This window comes from Kribbella sp. NPDC056951, from assembly GCF_042674205.1.
Lineage (GTDB): Bacteria > Actinomycetota > Actinomycetes > Propionibacteriales > Kribbellaceae > Kribbella > Kribbella yunnanensis.
In genome coordinates this window covers 222,144-239,507 of sequence record NZ_JBHUQZ010000009.1, presented here as the reverse complement: position 1 = coordinate 239,507, position 17,364 = coordinate 222,144, and the positions used below count along the sequence as shown (strand labels likewise).

General features: G+C 64.8%; 8 protein-coding genes. 4 read left to right on the top strand and 4 right to left on the bottom strand.

Annotated features, from left to right (window positions below; all coding sequences use genetic code 11):
* Positions 1-165: 165 nt before the first annotated feature.
* Both ACFTSF_RS30475 and ACFTSF_RS30470 read right to left on the bottom strand, forming a co-directional pair.
* On the bottom strand, positions 166-6,879 hold the full coding sequence (locus ACFTSF_RS30475) for an RHS repeat-associated core domain-containing protein (protein ID WP_380157687.1): 6,714 nt from the start codon (positions 6,877-6,879) through the stop codon (positions 166-168).
* Between the two features lie 14 nt (positions 6,880-6,893).
* Positions 6,894-9,659: a hypothetical protein gene (locus ACFTSF_RS30470; RefSeq protein WP_380157686.1), complete on the bottom strand. Its 2,766-nt coding sequence runs from the start codon at positions 9,657-9,659 to the stop codon at positions 6,894-6,896.
* A gap of 238 nt (positions 9,660-9,897) precedes the next feature.
* Here ACFTSF_RS30470 and ACFTSF_RS30465 point away from each other — a divergent pair, with 238 nt between their 5' ends.
* Both ACFTSF_RS30465 and ACFTSF_RS30460 read left to right on the top strand, forming a co-directional pair.
* On the top strand, positions 9,898-11,256 hold the full coding sequence (locus ACFTSF_RS30465) for a hypothetical protein (RefSeq protein ID WP_380157684.1): 1,359 nt from the start codon (positions 9,898-9,900) through the stop codon (positions 11,254-11,256).
* A 9-nt stretch (positions 11,257-11,265) separates the two neighbouring features.
* Complete coding sequence (locus ACFTSF_RS30460; RefSeq protein WP_380157682.1) at positions 11,266-11,763, top strand: DUF402 domain-containing protein; 498 nt, start codon at positions 11,266-11,268, stop codon at positions 11,761-11,763.
* Here the strand turns inward: ACFTSF_RS30460 and ACFTSF_RS30455 are convergent.
* On the bottom strand, positions 11,742-13,271 hold the full coding sequence (locus tag ACFTSF_RS30455; RefSeq protein WP_380157680.1) for a CocE/NonD family hydrolase: 1,530 nt from the start codon (positions 13,269-13,271) through the stop codon (positions 11,742-11,744). The genes ACFTSF_RS30460 and ACFTSF_RS30455 overlap by 22 nt on opposite strands.
* A gap of 91 nt (positions 13,272-13,362) precedes the next feature.
* Between ACFTSF_RS30455 and ACFTSF_RS30450 the strand changes: the two genes are divergently transcribed.
* Entirely contained in the window at positions 13,363-15,270 is a 1,908-nt protein-coding gene (locus ACFTSF_RS30450) for a Na+/H+ antiporter (protein WP_380157678.1), read from the top strand.
* Positions 15,270-15,695: an HIT family protein gene (locus tag ACFTSF_RS30445; RefSeq protein WP_380157676.1), complete on the top strand. Its 426-nt coding sequence runs from the start codon at positions 15,270-15,272 to the stop codon at positions 15,693-15,695. The genes ACFTSF_RS30450 and ACFTSF_RS30445 overlap by 1 nt, the downstream gene beginning before the upstream one ends.
* Here the strand turns inward: ACFTSF_RS30445 and ACFTSF_RS30440 are convergent.
* Positions 15,692-17,329, bottom strand: coding sequence for an alkaline phosphatase D family protein (locus ACFTSF_RS30440; RefSeq protein ID WP_380157674.1), 1,638 nt, complete (start codon positions 17,327-17,329; stop codon positions 15,692-15,694). The two genes, ACFTSF_RS30445 and ACFTSF_RS30440, sit on opposite strands and share 4 nt — an antisense overlap.
* Positions 17,330-17,364: the final 35 nt, after the last annotated feature.

Below are 17,364 nucleotides of genomic sequence, written 5' to 3'. Positions count from 1 at the left end.
ATGATTCAAACGGCTCGCCTATCACTTGAAAATATATGTACTTCGAACTATCTGCAGCAACCGCTACTCCACAGAACGGCCCATCCCGCCAGTCAAGCAGCACGAGGATCCGTAACGATCTGAGGATCACTTCGAGATCATCTCTGGCCACCTTGTCACCGCCAATCATCTCCGCCCAAAGACGGTGTTGAAGTCCTTCTGAACACCGGATGTTACCGGTTTGGGGAGGATGAGCGTGTGATGTCGGCCGTTATTACGCGTCGGTGTGAACCGTAGTGAGAAACCGGCGCCCTCAATCTGACTCCGGGTAGCCACTGACACGCCCTCTGCAGCACTGTCCACAGGGGTCACCGAGACACCATGCCCGTAGGACCGTGGGGTGCCGTCCTCAGCCATCTGCGCATTCCGCGCCAACCGGCCCGTACTCTCCTTACTTGTGCCAAACCGTGCAAACAGTTGATCTGCATCACATGTGCACGCCTGTCCGAATTCAGTTTCCGAGCCGCAGTTATGGACGAGCGCCGACGACCTGCCTGCGCCAACGTAGTAGTTATGCGCCGTCTTGACACTCAAATTGTAGACGCTGGTGGCGAACTGATACGCACGAGCATCGACGACCGCGACCCTTTGAGATCGGTCTAGCGCCACAAGTTCGTCGCCCGCCCTCAACATGCTCGCATCTACCCAGCGGCCCGCCGATGGAATGTAGAAGGGATGGCCGTCAGTGGCAGTCAGCGTGCTCATGGATTGCCGCCCAGCGGCATCGGTCGTGGTCAGTTTGAGTTCGACGAGTTCCTTGACCCCGTGACCGACAATTGTCCCGACAACCGCTTGTGCGGAAACTTTCCCTGTGGCTGGATCAGCCGCCATCACGAGGTCGCCGACCTGCAGTCGATCAATCGGCTTCTGCTTGCCATTGGCTAGTTGCACAAGCGTTCCGGCGATGAACGAGTTTCTTAGTGGGCAGGAGTCGGCCATCGTCCGTTCGGCCGCGCGGAGGTCGTCTTCGGCTTTTCGGACACCTTTTACGCCGTCGATCAGTTCGTCGACGAGGCCTTGTATTCGGCCGATGAGTTTCCATGCTTTCTTGGCATGGAGGAGGTACTTGCTGACGAGTTTGCCGGCTATGCCGCCGACGAAGGAGGAGAGGACGGTGACGCCGGTGGAGATGCAGGCCCCGACGTCGCCGTCGGTGAAGCAGTTGAGAGCGTCGGTGATGCCGAGTTCGTCGGCGACGATCTTGACGAGGTCCTTGACGACTCTCTTGATCTTCTTCTTGGCTTCCTGCTTCGCCTTCTTGTGGTGGCTGACTTGGTGGACGGCCTCGCGGCGGTTGTCCTCCCTGACCTCGTCCACGGTTGGGGTTCTCGGCGGCTTGTAGCCGAGTCGGGGGGCGTGCACACCGTCGTTGGCCGGATCGTCAGGGAAGAGCTCCTTCAGGCCGTCCGGGTCGCTGAAGGTCGCCGGGTTGTTGTTGCCGTAGCGGTAGCCATTAAGGGTTATTGGGTCGGTGACGTCGAGCAGTGGGTCGACGCTGATGAAGCGGCCGAGTTTCGGGTCGTATTCGCGGGCGCCCAGGTGCGTGAGGCCTGTTGATGGATCGTCGACTCCGTTGACGAAGCCACGGGCGTTCGGGTCCCAGGTGGGCGAAGTTGTACCGCGGACGTTGCCGAACGGATCCATGTTGCGGCGAGAGACCACTGCCGTGAGGCCGTCTATCGAGACTGAGGCGGTGCCCTGTGGGTCGGACATCAGGTACTCGACCGTCTTGCTGTCGTTCCGCATCGCGACCGTCGAGCCGTTGAACTCGTAATAGCGGGTCGAGGTGACCGTGTCGCCAGCCTTCTCCCAGCGGACTTCGGCCGACGGGAGGTAGAGAGTTGCGCCCTTCGGATCGTGACGAATCAGGCGGCTGCCTTCAGCGTCGTACACGAAACTGGTGTCGCCAGCCGGACCAGACACTGAGGCGAGATGGCCCTCAATGTCCCAGGTGAAGGTGTCGGTGTCGCCACCGACGGTGCGTGAAGCCATGTTGCCCGACGAGTCGTAGGCATAGGTGTCAGTCGATGTCCCTGCCGGCCCGGACGTGTTGACATCCGTGACGGCGTGCGGCTTCGGCGCAGTCGGCGCCGGGTAGGCGAAGGTCGAGGTGGCGTCGCCGGCTGCCTTGTGGTCGATCAGCTTGGTGCGGTTTCCGGAACGGTCGTAAGTGTAGGACTGCCAGTACGGCGCAGGGCCGCCCAAAGTGGAGGCAGATCGCGCATCGGAGCAACTGCCGGTCGGCGTCCATGCCTCTGTCGTACGCCGCAGGTAGTCGTTGGTGAAGCATTGACGATCGATGACGGCGCCCATGGTGTGGCTTACCGAGGTTACGTTCGCGGAGTTGTCGTAGGTGTAGTCGAACGTGTCTTCAGGAGCCACGACCCCGCTGCGATCGACCCGCATCTGCTCCAGGAGACGGGTTCCCTGCTCGTAGGCGAAGGACTGCCAGATCGCCAGCTCCGATTTCTGACCCATGGTGTATTGGAGCGGGTCGCCGTACTCACTGAACTTCGTCGCGGCGACATACGACTGCCAGCCGCCCATGCCTCGAAGATTGCCGAACTCGTCATACTTCATCTCGATGGTCTCGTCCGGCAGCCCCGGCGTCGTCGGCAGCTTTGCCTTGTTGACGCTGCCGTCCGGGTTGTAGCTGGTCGTCGAGACGTATGTTCCGGCGAGCTTGCCCTCGGACTCCGGGATGACGACCTGGGTGGCGGTCGGGCGATCCAGCGAGTCGTAGCTGTTCACAGCCGACACATAGTTGTTGTCGCCGATCGTCCGGGTGGACGAGGTCAGCAGACCCTTGCCGAGGGTGTCGTAGACCCAACTGGCCACAACAGGACCGTCTGCCGATCCGCTCCGTACTGCGGTCTTGCGGTCCAGTTCGTCGTACGACACGAATAGCTGCTGACCGCGAGCGTCCTTTGTCGAGGTGACTCGGTCAGCTTTGTCGTAGGTCGAGGTCGTGGTGCCCTTGTCGGGGTCCACCGCACTGATCTGCCGTCCGCGCAGGTCGTAGGTGTAGCGCCAGACGCTGCCTTCAGCGTTGGTGACGGTTTCCAGTTGGCCATCGGGGGTGTAGGTGTACTTGGTCGAGTCGAACTGACCGCTCGCGGCCGCGCTGCGGTATTGGCGAAGCTCGCTGAGTTGGCCGCGGGCGTCGACGACCTGCGTGGTGGTTGTCCCACCAGTCGGCGGAATCACGGTCGTGGTGTTGCCGCCGTAGCTGGTCTGGGTCCGCCAGCGCTCGTGTCCCTGCACCTCGAAACTTGCCAGCACGAGCCGATTCGCGCCGTCATAGGTATTGACAGTCTGCGAGGGCAGATTCTCCTCGTCGACGTCGAACAACGTGTCCGAAGGGCCGGACTTGCTTTCGTAGTAGGCGCCCGTCGTCGTCTTGACGTTGCCGCGCCGGTCGTAGGTCGTGTCGGCCATCACCCGGCCGACGCCAGTTGCGGCAGGCGTCTGTACCTGTCGCTGCCGCAACTGACCGTCGAAGAGCGTCTTGCTCGTCTTGTACGTTCCATCCGGCTTGAGCTCTTGCGACGTGACCACGTTCGGTTTGGTCTTCGAGAGGGAGTACCCGAAGATCATCGACGCGGTGACCCCAGCGGACTTTGACCGATTCGGCAGCCAGACGCCAGTGAGCCGACCGAAGGCGTCATAGGCCAGGTCTGTACGTCGTCCGTTCTGATCGATCTCAGCGATCGTCGCACCGAAGGCGGGATCAATCAGTGTCGAGTTCACAAAGCCCTTGGCGTCCTTGACCGCACGCCCCGTTACCGGACCGCCAGTCGCCGGAGTGAAGGTGACCTCGCTGGTCAGCCGGTTCAGGCCGTCCCACGTCGAGAGGACCCGGCCGAGAGTGTCGTACGCCGTCCGAGATCGCTGCTCGTAAACCGGACCGTTCGACCAGCCGCTGAGCGACTCGACTTTGGTGATCAGGCCTTGCGTTGGCGGATCGTTCAGACCGGCGTGGCCGTCGTAGTAGGTGCGTTCGTCGGACACGACCTCAGCCGGCCGTTCCGGTGTGGCCTCACAACCGACAGACACTGTCTCTTCTCTGCTGACCGTCGTCAGCAGGATGGCACCGCGGTTGTAGGTGATGCGTGTGCATTTGTCGTCGTTCGCGTTCCCCACGTCGCCCGCGTCCTCGACCTCGGTCACCATGCCGAGGTCATCGAACTCGGAATTGATCGCGGTGGTCTGGTAGCTGCCGTCGCTGAGCCGGGTGCGAGTCGAGGTGGACTTCGCTTGCAACAGGGTTGCGGCGCCGCCCAGCGGCGATGTGGCCTGCTTGGTCCATGGCGTACTGATTGATGCGCTGACCACCGGACCGTTGACGCCGTTGTAGCTGATCTGCTCTCGCACGACTCCATTCAGGCGCGGTGAATCAACCAGGGAGCTGTTCTGACTGTCGGTCACGCTGACGTTCTTGCGGGTCGTCAGTTTCTCGTCGGCGAAGTCCCCGTTCATGCCGCGGAAGAAGAGGTACTCCGTCCGCGTCTGCTCTGATGGATCCAGCCCGCCTGTCCTGACAGCGACCTTCGAATAGCCGCGCCAGTCGCCCCAGCTCCGATACGCAGGGACTGTCAGTTCGTTGTCGTCGTAGTGCCAGGCCGCGTCGTCGAGGTAGTCGTAGAAGGTCCCTTGGTCTGGCGCATCGGTGCTCTGATCGTCGACGACGATGCTGGTCACGACGTACTTGTTGAACCAATGCCTCGTCGGCTTCGCGCCGCCGTCGATGGTCCAGTAGACCGGGAAGCAGCGCAGCGTGTTATTGACCGGATCGCGCTTTGGGTCCGGTGTGCAGTGCTGGTTGCTGTAGTTGACGTTGGTGATCTGGCCGGACTCGGACTCGATCGCGCCGATGCGCCACTTCGTCATCGCCGGAGCGCCATCGCCGAGCGCGTCGACCCGGTTGGGCCGGTCGACGGCAGCGAAGGAGACGGGCGGATTTGTCAGTGTGCCGCCGACGTGACCGGTGTGAGTGATCGTCCGCAGGAACAGCGAACGGTTCTCGTTGCCCGACGGTGGGTAGTCCTGGGTCAAGGCCCAACTGTCGACCGGTGAAAAGGATGAGCCCTTCAGCGTTCCAGTGGTGATTTTGGTCAGCCGCTTGCGGGTGAAGAACGCAGGCGAGGTCCGGTTCGGACAAGTCGATGCCGATGTACAGATCTGGTCGAACGGAACGTCTGGCCAGGCATAGGCGTTCGCCGCTGTCAGTTGCGACTCGGCACAGGTAATCGCACCACCGGGCAGGCAGCGCTCGGCCACATCGAACCAGACTCGGGCCGGAGCGACGGTCGTGGTCTCCGTGGAACCGGTCACCTTGCCGTAGTCGATGAACCAGGGGTAGCTGGCACGCTGGTATTGCGAAGCGCCTTCGTTGTTGTTGCGGCCGTAGTTGTTGTTCTCCTTGATGTACCGGTAGCGCATCAGGTTGCCGTTGACATCGATCACCCGGTCGAGGTTCCAGCGCCACGCTTGCTGACAGAACGACTTGGCAAAGGTCGCCGCGCGACATGGTTCACCGATCTGGTTTCCGAAGACCGGGACGGTGTTCACCGAGTCGGTACGGTCCGTGCCGGAGACGATCGCGTTGCTCCCGAAGTAGTACTTCGTACCGTCCGAAGTGGTGACCAGCCAATGCTCGCCACCCTTGGCACCGCTCGCGTTGCCTGCGTCATACAGGCGCTCGATGCGTGAGCCGTCGTCGTTCCTGAGCTTGAACTGGTTGTCGCCGAACTTGACCAGCTCACCTGAGTGCCCTGCGAGCGACAGAACTGCGTTGTCGGTCTTCCAGCACAGGTCGCCGGTCTTCACGGTGGTGTTGCTGTCGGTCATGTCGTCGGCGCAGGAGACATACTTGCGCTCAATGAAGCCGGGCTCGAGGCTGTGCCCCTCGCCGACCCAGGACGTCTGATTGTTGCTCGACGCCACCTGCCCGTCGACCGACCCTGAGCTGTAGCCGATCGAAAGATCGGGCCGCGGGCCAGCAGTCCCCGGCGGCACGCGCAACGGGTAATTCCAGCTGAAATCGCCGGTCTGCACGCTGACGTTCCACGTCGACGAAGCAGACAGCGGCGTTGCCGCATAGGAGCCGGTCGAGCCCGAAGCCCCTGCAGTGACCGCGAGCGTCGTGAACGACGACCCCCGACCCGAAGCAGTGCGCGCTCCGACCTGAGGAGCGGACAAATCTACTTCCGCACCGACGGTCTGCTTCTTGGTGTCGTTGACAGAACCCGATAGCACTCGTTCGTGAGCGCAGGCACCACTCGCTGAACAGGACAGCTCCACCAAGCGCAGACGATCGGACCAGCCACCACCGAATGCACCAGCGAACTTCGAATAGTCGACGCTGACCTTGACTCTGGCCTGCTGACGCTCAGCGTCCGTGCGCTGCAGTCGAATGACGACGCCCTCAATGCCGAGTTGGGTACTGGCGGCTTGATCGAGCACATCGACCTTCACGGTCGGCTGACGTAGCTTCGCGGCTGCCGGCTGGACGGCTGACACCGACACCGGAGAGGTCTCGATCTTCACCGAAGGCGTGGCCGCCTGCCCCTGCACTGCACCGATCGTCTTGGTCGTCGCGCTCGGCCAGGTCGGCGCAATTGTTTGCCTGCTCGCAGCCACGCTCTGCTTCTCAGCTCGGCTCGCAGCCTTTCCCGGCCGGAAGTCCGTTCCACGGGCCGGCTTCTCAGCCTGCACGCCTGGAGCCGGCTTGGACGGCGTTTTCGCCTCTGCTTCCGGTACATACGATGCTGTTCCCGCCAGCAAGCTGACACCCAGCAGAGTCACCAGGGCCACGTTGGCCCGTCGCTTGATTCGCATCCGCATGTCCTCAGCTATCCGGTGGGAGATGTGTCTTCGTAGTTGGTCGACAGAGCGGCTCCGTCGATCGGTCCGGCGTAGATGCGCACATCGTCGACCTGGCCTTTGAGGAAGTGCTTCTGCACTCCGCCGTCGAGAGCCGACCCGATGCGCAACTGCCCGGTGCCGTCTGGGGCCGCCTTGATGCCCGGGACCGCGGCTACCGACTCTTGGGCGTAGTCGTTCAGCACCAGGCTCAGTTCACGATCGGCCGAGTTGTAGGAGCCAGTCAGGTAGATCCAGTCCCCTGGCTCGTAGCCGAACGAATCGGATTCGACGGTCACCTGACCGGTTCCGTCAGGATCCGGAATGGAGAAGCCCCAAATCGCCCTGCGCTCATCAGGATCACTCGTATCCCATCTGAGGAAGCCGAGCATGAAACCACCGGCCCCGGCTCTGTCCTCGCTCACCGCTACCTGCCGGGAAGTGTTGTCACCAATACGTACACGGGCGCTCACCGTGAAACTGCGGCTCGTATCGACGATGTTCGAAGCGCCGGTCGCGATCGACGCTGTGCCCGGCAACGCGACAGACCAGTCGTTGGCGCCGGTCGAGGTCGAATCCCACGAGTCACCGACGGCCCAACTCCCCGCAGTACCGAGATTGAAGTCGTGGGCCTTGCCACTGGTGTCCCTCGACACCGTCCCAGTTCCCTCGTCCAGATACCAGCGACCTGTCGACGGGCCAGTTTCGACCCGAACAGTCCGGGCATTGAAGCGCTCGCTGCGATTCCCCGCCCGATCGAAGCTCCAGGCTCTGATGACCAGCGGTCCGGCCTTGGTCGGGGTGAAGCTGAAGGTGCCGGGATTCACCGAAACCACCGGGCTGGTTGGCTCTTCCGTATCGATCGCGTATTTGAAGTAGTTCGGGTCGTTCGTCGTGACACTGAGCTTTACCTCGATGGGCTGGCCCAGCGGATAGATGCCCGACGCAGGTGCGGGAGTGACGACGGTGATTGTGGGTGGTGGCGGCTCCGTCAGGTCGAGAGTGAACCAGCATTTCGGCGACCATGCCGAATGGTCGATGCCGTCCCATGCCCGGGCCATCCAGCCGATCAACTTCCCTTCCCGCAACCCTGTCACATCCGAGGCCGGCGAGTACTCCACCGTGCTGCTACTCACCTTGGTCAGGCTGCTTCCCTTCCACACTGGCTCGTCCACGTTGTTGAACCAGAACTCGAAGTCGACCCGAGACGACTGGCGGTCCGCGTCCAGCACCTTGATCAGCGGGACCGGGCTGACCTGGTTGACCTTCGCCGGCGCCGTCGAGGGGGCGCACCCCATCGTCGGATTGATCGTGTGCGCGCCGGACAACACCGGGATTCGGTTGTAGATGATGTCCAACCTGACCCGCTTGTCGAACCGCTTCCAGGCCATCGAGTCGGTCTCACTCGCGGCTCGCAGACCGAGGTAGGCGTAGGCCTTCCGTGCCGCCGCCTGCTCGGCGACGATGCTCGTCGCGTTGAACTCCAGCCACTTGCCGCCCGGGGTGCACTCGTCCCTGCCGACCGCATCCGTAACCGAGGCCACATGCTTCAGCCAGACGTTCGAACCGGAACCGGTGTTCCAGGTGACGTTGGTGTTAATCGGGGCTGTCTTCCACAGCTGCACCTCCTTCTTGGTGCAACTCGCGGCCCAAGTCTCGAAGGCACTGAAGACGGCCTTCGTGATGTGGGTGCCCTCCAACCCACCGATCTTCATCTGGTAGATCAGCCGCTTCCGGCTCCACGGCTCGAACTCCTGGTAGCCGACGCCTTCTGGCCCCTCCCACTGCCACGAAGCGGTCGTCGGATAGTGCTGATTGATCATCGCCCGGCCGTACTGCACCGAATGGAACGGCGGATCGATGTACAGCGGGTATTTCGCCGCGGCATCGTTCACCAAAGACGGCTCGGGGCTGATGGTGAGCGAATCCTGGCTAACCTCGAGCGGAATCTGGACAACCTTGTCACCTTCGAGCGGCTGATCACTGCGATCGTCGTCCGTCGGCGCTTGGGCCTCGCCACGTGAGTCCCACATCACCGGCGCCGGTCCGGTGAAAATGACCTTGCCGTACTGATCCTTCGCCAGCACGACGCCACCCGCGGCCTCGGAAACATTCAGCCCCTGCGCCTCTACTTCGAGATCGAGTCCCTGCAACTGTGGAAGGCGTGCCGCCTCCGGCGTCTTCACGATCAGCACTTCGCTGTACGACGCAGTAGCCGCAGTAATCTTCAGATCGACATCAGGAAACACGTTTGGATAGGTAGCGCTGTCCTCGACGACAACTGGCTCGGGCAGCTGCCCCGGCCAGCGAAGCTTGAGTTCGTGATCGTCCGCCCTCATGACGATCAGCGAATCGTCACCACCACCGGAGAAGCTCATCTCCATCGCGGTAGCAGCCGGTCGCACACGACCGTCCGAGCCGATTGACAGCTTTGCATCCAGGTCGACCCACTGGCCGTCCTTCTTCGTCCGGACCGGGATGTTCGACTGTTCGAGGGTGAACGTGCCGTCCGGATTGGCGAACGTCTGAGCCATCTCGGTGCGCTTGCCCAACACCTCGACTCGCGTACCCGTCGCCTTCGCCTGCCTCGACGATGCCGACTGATCCATCGCGGCCGGCGCGGCTGCTACAGGCACCGCACCGGCTGACTGCTCGTTCCCAGGAACGGCCGACAACCAACTCGATACTCCGGCCGCCAGCACACAGACGCCCGCGACAACACGCCGCTTGCCCGAAGGCACACCCCACCCGCTCATTGCCCCACCGCTCTCGACTCCCCCGAGCCACAGATGCGTAGAGGATCCTAGGGGTCGCAAAGCGTGACCAACACATACAACTCATACAAACAACCCATACAGTTCCGCCAACTGGAGGCTTCCCCCTCAGAGCAAGATTGCACGTTCCTGCAACTCAGCCGCGTTGCGTAGCAGGCGTTGCCGGTGTCTACTGCTGGCGGCGAGCTAGTGGGCCGCTGGGGATCTGGGGGATAGTCGCATGAGGCGTCGTTCTGTGGTGGCATTTCGTGGACTGATCGCGGTACTTGCAGGTGCCGTGGTCCTGATCGGGGTCGTGCCGTCGGTGGCAACCGCGGCGACTCCGCCGCGGATCGGGTCGGCGTTCAGTTCCGAGAGCGATCTCGGGATCGTGCAGATCAGCGCGAGCGCCGAGGCGGGTATCGAGGGTTTGACCGCGCACATCCGGTCGCAGGCCACCGGCGAGGAGCTCGCCGCGATCACCTCGTTCAATCTGTCCAGCGGCACGGCCCAGGACGGCGTGTTCACCGCAGGCACGCGGGTCCAACTCGACAAGTTCGACACCTACCGCATCGATGTCGACGCCGTGGACACGCTCGGCCAGCAAACCTCCAAGAGGTCCGCTGGGACGCTGGTCTACGTCATTCAGCCGATCTTCAGCCCGCTGTCTGTTGATCGTACGACGATCACCTACAGCCGACGTACGGTGAAGGTCACCGGCACACTGAGCGGCAAATGGCCGACCGACGGCGTGCTCCGGCCGATCTCGCGGATGCCGGTCCGGGTCGGCGCCAGTTTCGAACCGTCCGTGGACGTCCAGACCGGCCCAGACGGGCGCTTCACCGGCGAGGTGGCGCTGAACCAGGAAGCCAACATCTACGCCAGGTTCGAGGGCGGTGGTGACTATGTCTTCGCCGAATCGGAGCCCCAGCACATCTCGGTGACACCGTCGCCAACGCGAATCACGGTCAAGGTCAGCCCGAAGCAGGTCAAGCTGGGCGAGCCGGTCACCATCAGCGGCCGGCTGAGCTGGAAATCCCCGGACGGCTGGCGTCCGCTGGCGAATCGGCGGTTCGGATTGCTGGAGTGCGATCAGTTCGGGACCTGCCCGGTCGCTGTCGACGTGCCCAAGACGGACGCCGATGGGCGGTTCTCGGTCACCTCGGTGCCCTACGTCACCGGCTACTACCAGGTCGGATTCGCAGGAAGCGACGAGAACGGTCGGCCGGACCCGTTCCTGCCTCTGGTGCTGGAGAAGGCGTCGGTGAGCGTGCTGCAGCCGGTGGAGTTCAGCGATTTCACCGCTGCCAGGGATGAGTCGGGCCAGGTGGTGGCCAGCGGGCATGTGCAATTTCCTGGCAGGTACTCGCCGGGAACCGTCCCGGTGCAGATCCAGTACCGGGCGCCAGGTGATTCCTGGGTGACTGTGGCCGACATCGAGAACGCCGACTGGGACAGCGCTGGTTTCGCGTTCTCTGCAACGGTCGACGAGCCGGCCGGGGGCGTGTGGCGGGCGTACTACGCCGGCCAGGCGCAGCACTTCCAGACCGCGGTGAGCGCCAAGGTGCGGGTCGCCGCCGCTACACCCTCGCAGCGATAGATTGCTGCTATGGGACGGGACGTGCGGGTTGTGTATCGGAAGTTTGACGAGAGTTTGCACTGGCATCAGTGGATGGAGTTTTTGGGGGAGGACGAGTTCGGGGTTTGGTTGGGTGGGCGGGTGGGGGCTGTCTCGCAGCGTGGTGAGGGGTTGAAGATCACCGCGGAGGAGGCTCATGTGCAGTTGTTTCCGCGGGGGCGGTGGTTCACGGTGATTTTCAATGATGCGCCGCGGATGACGGAGATCTACTGCGATATCACTACGCCGGTGGAGTTCTCGGATGATCGGGTGACGATGATCGATTTGGATCTGGATGTCATCAAGCGGCGGGATGGGACTGTGCTGGTGGATGACGAGGACGAGTTCGCCTTGCATCAGGTGAAGTATGGGTATCCGGCGGAGGTTGTTGAGCAGGCGCAGGCTTCTTGTGACTGGTTGGTGACGGCGGTGGCTGAGGATGAGCCGTTTGTCAGTGTCTACAAGACTTATCTGGATATGGTGCGGTAGCTGACGGTTGTGTTCTTGAGTAGGAGGGCGCCGGGGAGTGGGGCGCGTTGGCCGGCGAACATGTCGGCTACTGGGGAGACCGTGAGGTAGAGGTTTTGGCCGGCTGGTACGTCGACTGCGATCGCGGGGAGTTCGATCGTACGGCGGGTGCCGTGGGCGGCTCGTTTTTCGCGGAGCGGCATGGTGTTGTTCTGGATTACGCGGGCGGTCAGGGGGTTGGTGCCGACGCTCAGGGCCAGGAATGCCGGGGTGCGCGGGACGATGGTGTAGACGTTGGCGGTGACGCGGGGGGTGCCGGCGACGGTGAGTGGGCCGGCGGCGATCTTCACGTTGACGGGGACGCCGACGCCGGTGGGGGTGGCGATCTTGCCGAGACGTTTGACCGTGTTGGCGGCTAGGGACCGTTGCGTTAGGCAACGGCCGTCGGCGGTGGAGAGGTGGTACTTGCCGAAGCCGGTGAGGCCGGTGGACTCGCCCAATAGCTGCAGGCGCAGGAAGCGGAGGGCGAGCCCGGCGAAGTTGGGTGAGCCGAGGGCGATGGAGCAGGGGTCGCCTGCGGTGCCGTAGCCGGGTGGTACGACGGCGGGTAGGGCGTGGCCGCCGTTGTAGCCGACGAGCATTGAGTGGGAGCGGGCGCGTGGGGTGAGGGCGCGGTCGAAGATGGACAGGCCTTCGTTGAGGTTGAAGAGGTTGTCCGTGATGCCTTGTTCGAGCAGGACCGGTACGTCGAGTTTGCGGCCCTGGGCGACGTGCCAGGCGGGGCCGTTGTGGGCGAAGAATGCGGTGAGCTCGCGGCCGGCCTTGCCGGTAGGCCAGGCGCCGGTCGCGACCATGGTGACGAACGACTTGCCGATCGAGGGCGGGAGGTTCTTGCCGCCGCTGGCGTAGAGGATGCCGAGCCAGATGGTGCGCGCGGTCTCGGACGGGGCGAGGGAGCGCTTGAGATCCCACCAGGTGATCTCGGGGGCGAGGGCGTCGACGCGGGTTCGGCCGTGGTCGCGGATCTCGGTGAAGGCGCCGGCGAGCTGGTAGCCGCCGCCGTACGAGCCGCCGATGGCTCCGATCAGCGGGTCGCCGGGTCGCTGCTTGGTCACCCAGTCGAGCGAGGCGACGAAGTCGATGAGTTTGATGACGTCGCGGCCCTCGTAGTCGGGGTTCATCACGTGGGCGACGCCGGTGCTTTCGCCGAAGCTGCGCTGGTCGAAGCTCAGGATGCCGAAGCCGGCGTCGAGGTGGGGCCGGAACTGGCGGATGTCCGTGGTTCGTGAGCCGCCCCAGCCGTGGCTGCTGAAGAGCAGCGGAACAGGGTGGTCAGCCGACGCGACCGCCGGTTTGAAGAGGGTGTAGCAGATCTTCACCGGCACGGATGTGCCCGGCTCGGGGACCGAAAGCACGCAGCCGGTCGTGACCGTGTCCTCGGCGGCAACAGGCGTGGCGAGAGCAGGCGCCGGGGCGAGCAGAGCCCCGAACATCAAGAGGGCTGAGAGGGCGGAGACGGTACGGCGCATGTGATCACTCCCCGTGGTGGACGGATCTCGCTCCGCACACGCTAGACGACGCCGGCTCGGCGGACCAGTGGGAACTGAGACACTGTGCTCCGTGCATATCGCGATCGAGATCGTCGCCCTCGTCGCCGTGGTCGCGGGCGGGGCCGCGCTGGCTCGGCGGATCGGGCTGTCGGCTCCCCTGCTGCTCGTGGTGATCGGCGTCGCCGCGTCCTATCTGCCCTTCGTCCCGCGGGTCGAGCTGGAGCCCGAGGTGGTGCTGATCGGGTTCCTGCCCCCGCTGCTGTACTCCGCGGCGATCAAGACCAGCCTGGTCGACTTCACCAAACACCGCCGCTCGATCGGTCTGCTGTCGGTCGGTCTGGTCGCGTTCACCGCAGTCGGTGTCGGCCTGGTCGCCTGGTGGTTGCTCAACATCGTGGCCGAGTCCCACGGCTACGAACCGCTCCCCCTCTGGGCCGCGTTCGCGATCGGCGCGGTCATCGCGCCGCCGGACGCCGTCGCCGCGACCGCGATCGCCAAGCGGGTGGGTCTCCCCCGGCGCGTGGTCACGATCCTCGAGGGCGAGAGCCTGGTCAACGACGCAACCGCGCTGGTCATTCTCCGTACGGCGATCGGCGCAGCGCTGGTCGCTCCGACCGTGCTCCACGTCGGGCTCGATTTCCTCCGGGCGGCCGGCGGCGGTGTCGCGATCGGCCTGGTGGTGGCGATCGTGCTGGCCAAGATCCGGAAGCGGTTCACCGACCCGGTGCTGGACACCACGCTGAGCCTGACCGCCCCGTTCATCGCGTACGTCGCGGCTGAAAACCACTATGTCCACGCATCCGGCGTACTGGCCGTGGTCGTCTGCGGCCTGATCCTCGGGCACAAGGCACCGATCATCCAGTCGGCCAAGTCGCGGATCTCGGAGCGGACCAACTGGCGCACGTTCCAGTTCCTGCTCGAGAACACGGTCTTCCTGCTGATCGGCCTGCAGACCCGGTGGATCCTCGACGACCTCTCCGAGAGTCCGCTCCCGGGCTGGCTGATCGCGGTCTCGACAGTCGCGGTCTTCCTAGCCACCGTCCTGCTAAGGCCGATCTGGGTCATCCCGACCACCTACCTGTCCCGCCGCGTACTCGGCCGGTCCCGCCCAGGGCCGGTCTCGTTCGGTGCGCTGATCGTCGTCTGCTGGGCCGGGATGCGCGGTGTAGTCACGCTGGCCGCGGTCTTCACGCTGCCGGAGGACACTCCGCACCGCGAGGTGCTGGTCTTCATGGCGCTGGCCGTCACCGGTGGCACGCTGCTCCTGCAGGGCTCCACGCTCCCCTGGCTGGTACGGCGTCTGCAGCTGCCCGGACCGGATCCCGCAGAGGACGCGCTGCAGGAGGCCGCCGTACTGCAGGGTGCGCATCGCGCAGCGATCGAGAAGCTCGACGAGATCAGTACGGCGGATGATCCCGCAGCGGTGCTCGCGGTTCTCCGGCAGCGTGGTGAGTCGCGCGCGCTGGCGGCGTGGGAGCGGCTGGGGCGTCCGGAGACCGAGTACGAGACGCCGAGTGAGGCGTACCGGCGGCTGCGGATGGCGATGCTGGAGGCCGAGCGGGCGCATATCCTCAAGGTCCGCGACGCCGGCCTGGTCGCCGACGAGGTCCTGCAGCGCGCGCAGTCCGTGCTCGACATCGAGGAGTCGATCCTCGACCGCGACGAGGACGACGACGTCGGCGGCCGCTCCGAGGACCTGCGTCCACCGGCCTCGGCCAGCGGAGCCTGCGAGCACCTCCTCCAAGCGCCCGTAGTGGTCGCGCCGAACACACCTGAGGGCTGTGAGGAGTGCCTGGCCGAGGGCGGCACCTGGGTGCACCTGCGGTTGTGCCTCGGCTGCGGTCACGTCGGCTGCTGCGACTCATCGGTGATGAAGCACGCGAGCAAGCACTACGACGAGACCAAGCACCCGGTGATGCGCAGCTTCGAACCCGGCGAGAACTGGCGCTGGTGCTTCGCAGACGAGAAGCTCGGCTGATGGCGGACTGTCTGTTCTGCTCGATCATCGCCGGGACGACGCCCGCGCACATCGTCCTGGACACGCCGGAACTGCTCGGCTTCCTCGACATCCGGCCGGTGTTCAAGGGGCACACACTGATCGTGCCGCGCGAGCACGTGCCGACCATGGTCGAGCTAAGCGACGAACTGACCGTGCCGCTGTTCGGTGCGGCGCGGTCGGTCGCGGCGGCGGTCCGTACGGCGTTCGGCGCGCAGGGGTCGTTCGTTGCCGTCAACAACGTGGTGTCGCAGTCGGTCCCCCATCTCCACGTGCACGTGGTGCCGCGGACGAAGGGGGACGGACTGCGCGGGTTCTTCTGGCCGCGGACGAAGTACGCCGACGATGCCGAAGCCGCCGAGTACGCCGCGAAGCTGCGCGGCGTACTCGACGAGTCGGGGCTCTAGGGCCGGGCGGTCTCCCAGGCGACCGTGTCGTCGGCCGCAGCCGCGAGGGAGCGGGCGGCGGCGGGCGCGACCGGCGGGGTCTCCCCCGTGAGGTGCAGGCCCGGCTTGCGGTCTTCGATCGTGAACTGGGCTCGGGTGAACGCCTGCGCCTCGTGGTCCCGAACCGTCCGCAGTGTGCGGAAATCCGCGACCATCGACTCGCGCGTGATCGTCGTATTCACGTAACCGCGCAGGTTGTTCTGGAACCGCAGGTGCGGATTCCACGTCAGCCACGGGTGAGCCGTCGTACCGGAGTCAGCACCGTCACCACCGGTCGAGATCGACGAGCAAACCAGCTCTGAACCGACCGCCGGTGCCGCCGGGTCGTCGTAGTTCAGCTTCAGGTCCGACGCCCAGTGCGCGTGTACGTCGCCAGTCAGTACGACGGCGTTCCGCACCCGCGCGTCGACCCAGCCGCGGGTGATCCGGTCGCGGGAGGCGACGTACCCGTCCCAGGAGTCCATCGACGTCACCTTCAGCGGACCCTGGTTGTTGTCGCGCTGCGCGAAGAACACCTGCTGCCCAAGGATGTCCCAGCGAGCCTCCGACCGGCGGAAGCCGTCGATCAGCCACTTCTCCTGCCGCTCCCCCGTGATCGACCGCTTCGGGTCCACGGCCGCGGGGCAGTCCTTGTAGCCATCACCGCAGCCCTGGTCGTCGCGGTACTGCCGAGTGTCGAGCATGTGGAACGTTGCCAGCTCACCCCACTTCACCCGCCGGAACAGCTGCATGTCGATCCCGCGCGGCTTCGACGACGCGCGCAGCGGCATGTTCTCGTAGTACGCCTGGAAGGCCGCGGCCCGGCGGTCCAGGAACCCGTCCTCGGGCTTCTCCGGGATCTCGTCGGCCCAGTTGTTGTCGAGCTCGTGGTCGTCCCAGACGACCAGCCAGGGCGCGACCGCGTGCGCGGCCTGGAGGTCCGGGTCGGACTTGTACTGCGCGTGCCGCTGCCGGTACGACGCCAGGTCCGTGGTCTCGGGGCCGTCGTGGTCACGGACGTTCCCGCCGGGCGCGACGTACGTGTTCTTCGTGTACTCGTACTGGTAGTCGCCCAGGTGCAGCACCAGGTCCGGCCGGTCCTCGGCCAGCCGCCGGTACGCCGTGAAGTAGCCGTGCTCGAACTGCGAACACGACACGAACGACATCGACAGCTCGCGCGGCGTGGTCCCCCGGGCCGGCGCGGTCAGCGTGCGGCCTACCGACGTTACGTAACCCTCGCTACGGAACCGGTAGTAGTACTCGCGGCCCGCGTGTAGACCCTGGACGGTCACGTGGACCGAGTGGGCGTGCTCCGGCCGCGCCACCGCGACACCGGCGCGGACGACGTGGTGGAAGCGGCGGTCCGTGGCAACCTGCCACTGGACGGCGTAAGCGCGGTTCGGCATGCCACCGTGTCCGTCCGGCGCGGTCGGGTCGACGGCGAGCCGGGTCCACAGCACGAACCCGTCGGGCCACGGGTCACCGCTCGCGATCCCGAGCGTGAACGGGTCCTGCCGGACGGGCGTCGCCGCCGCGGTGGCCGGAGCGGTCAGGCCGGCGACCACCGCGCTGGACGCCAGACCGGCTTTCAGGACTGATCTTCGCGAAGTCTCCATGCGGCGAACGCTCCCCATCACGGGCAGCCAGTGGT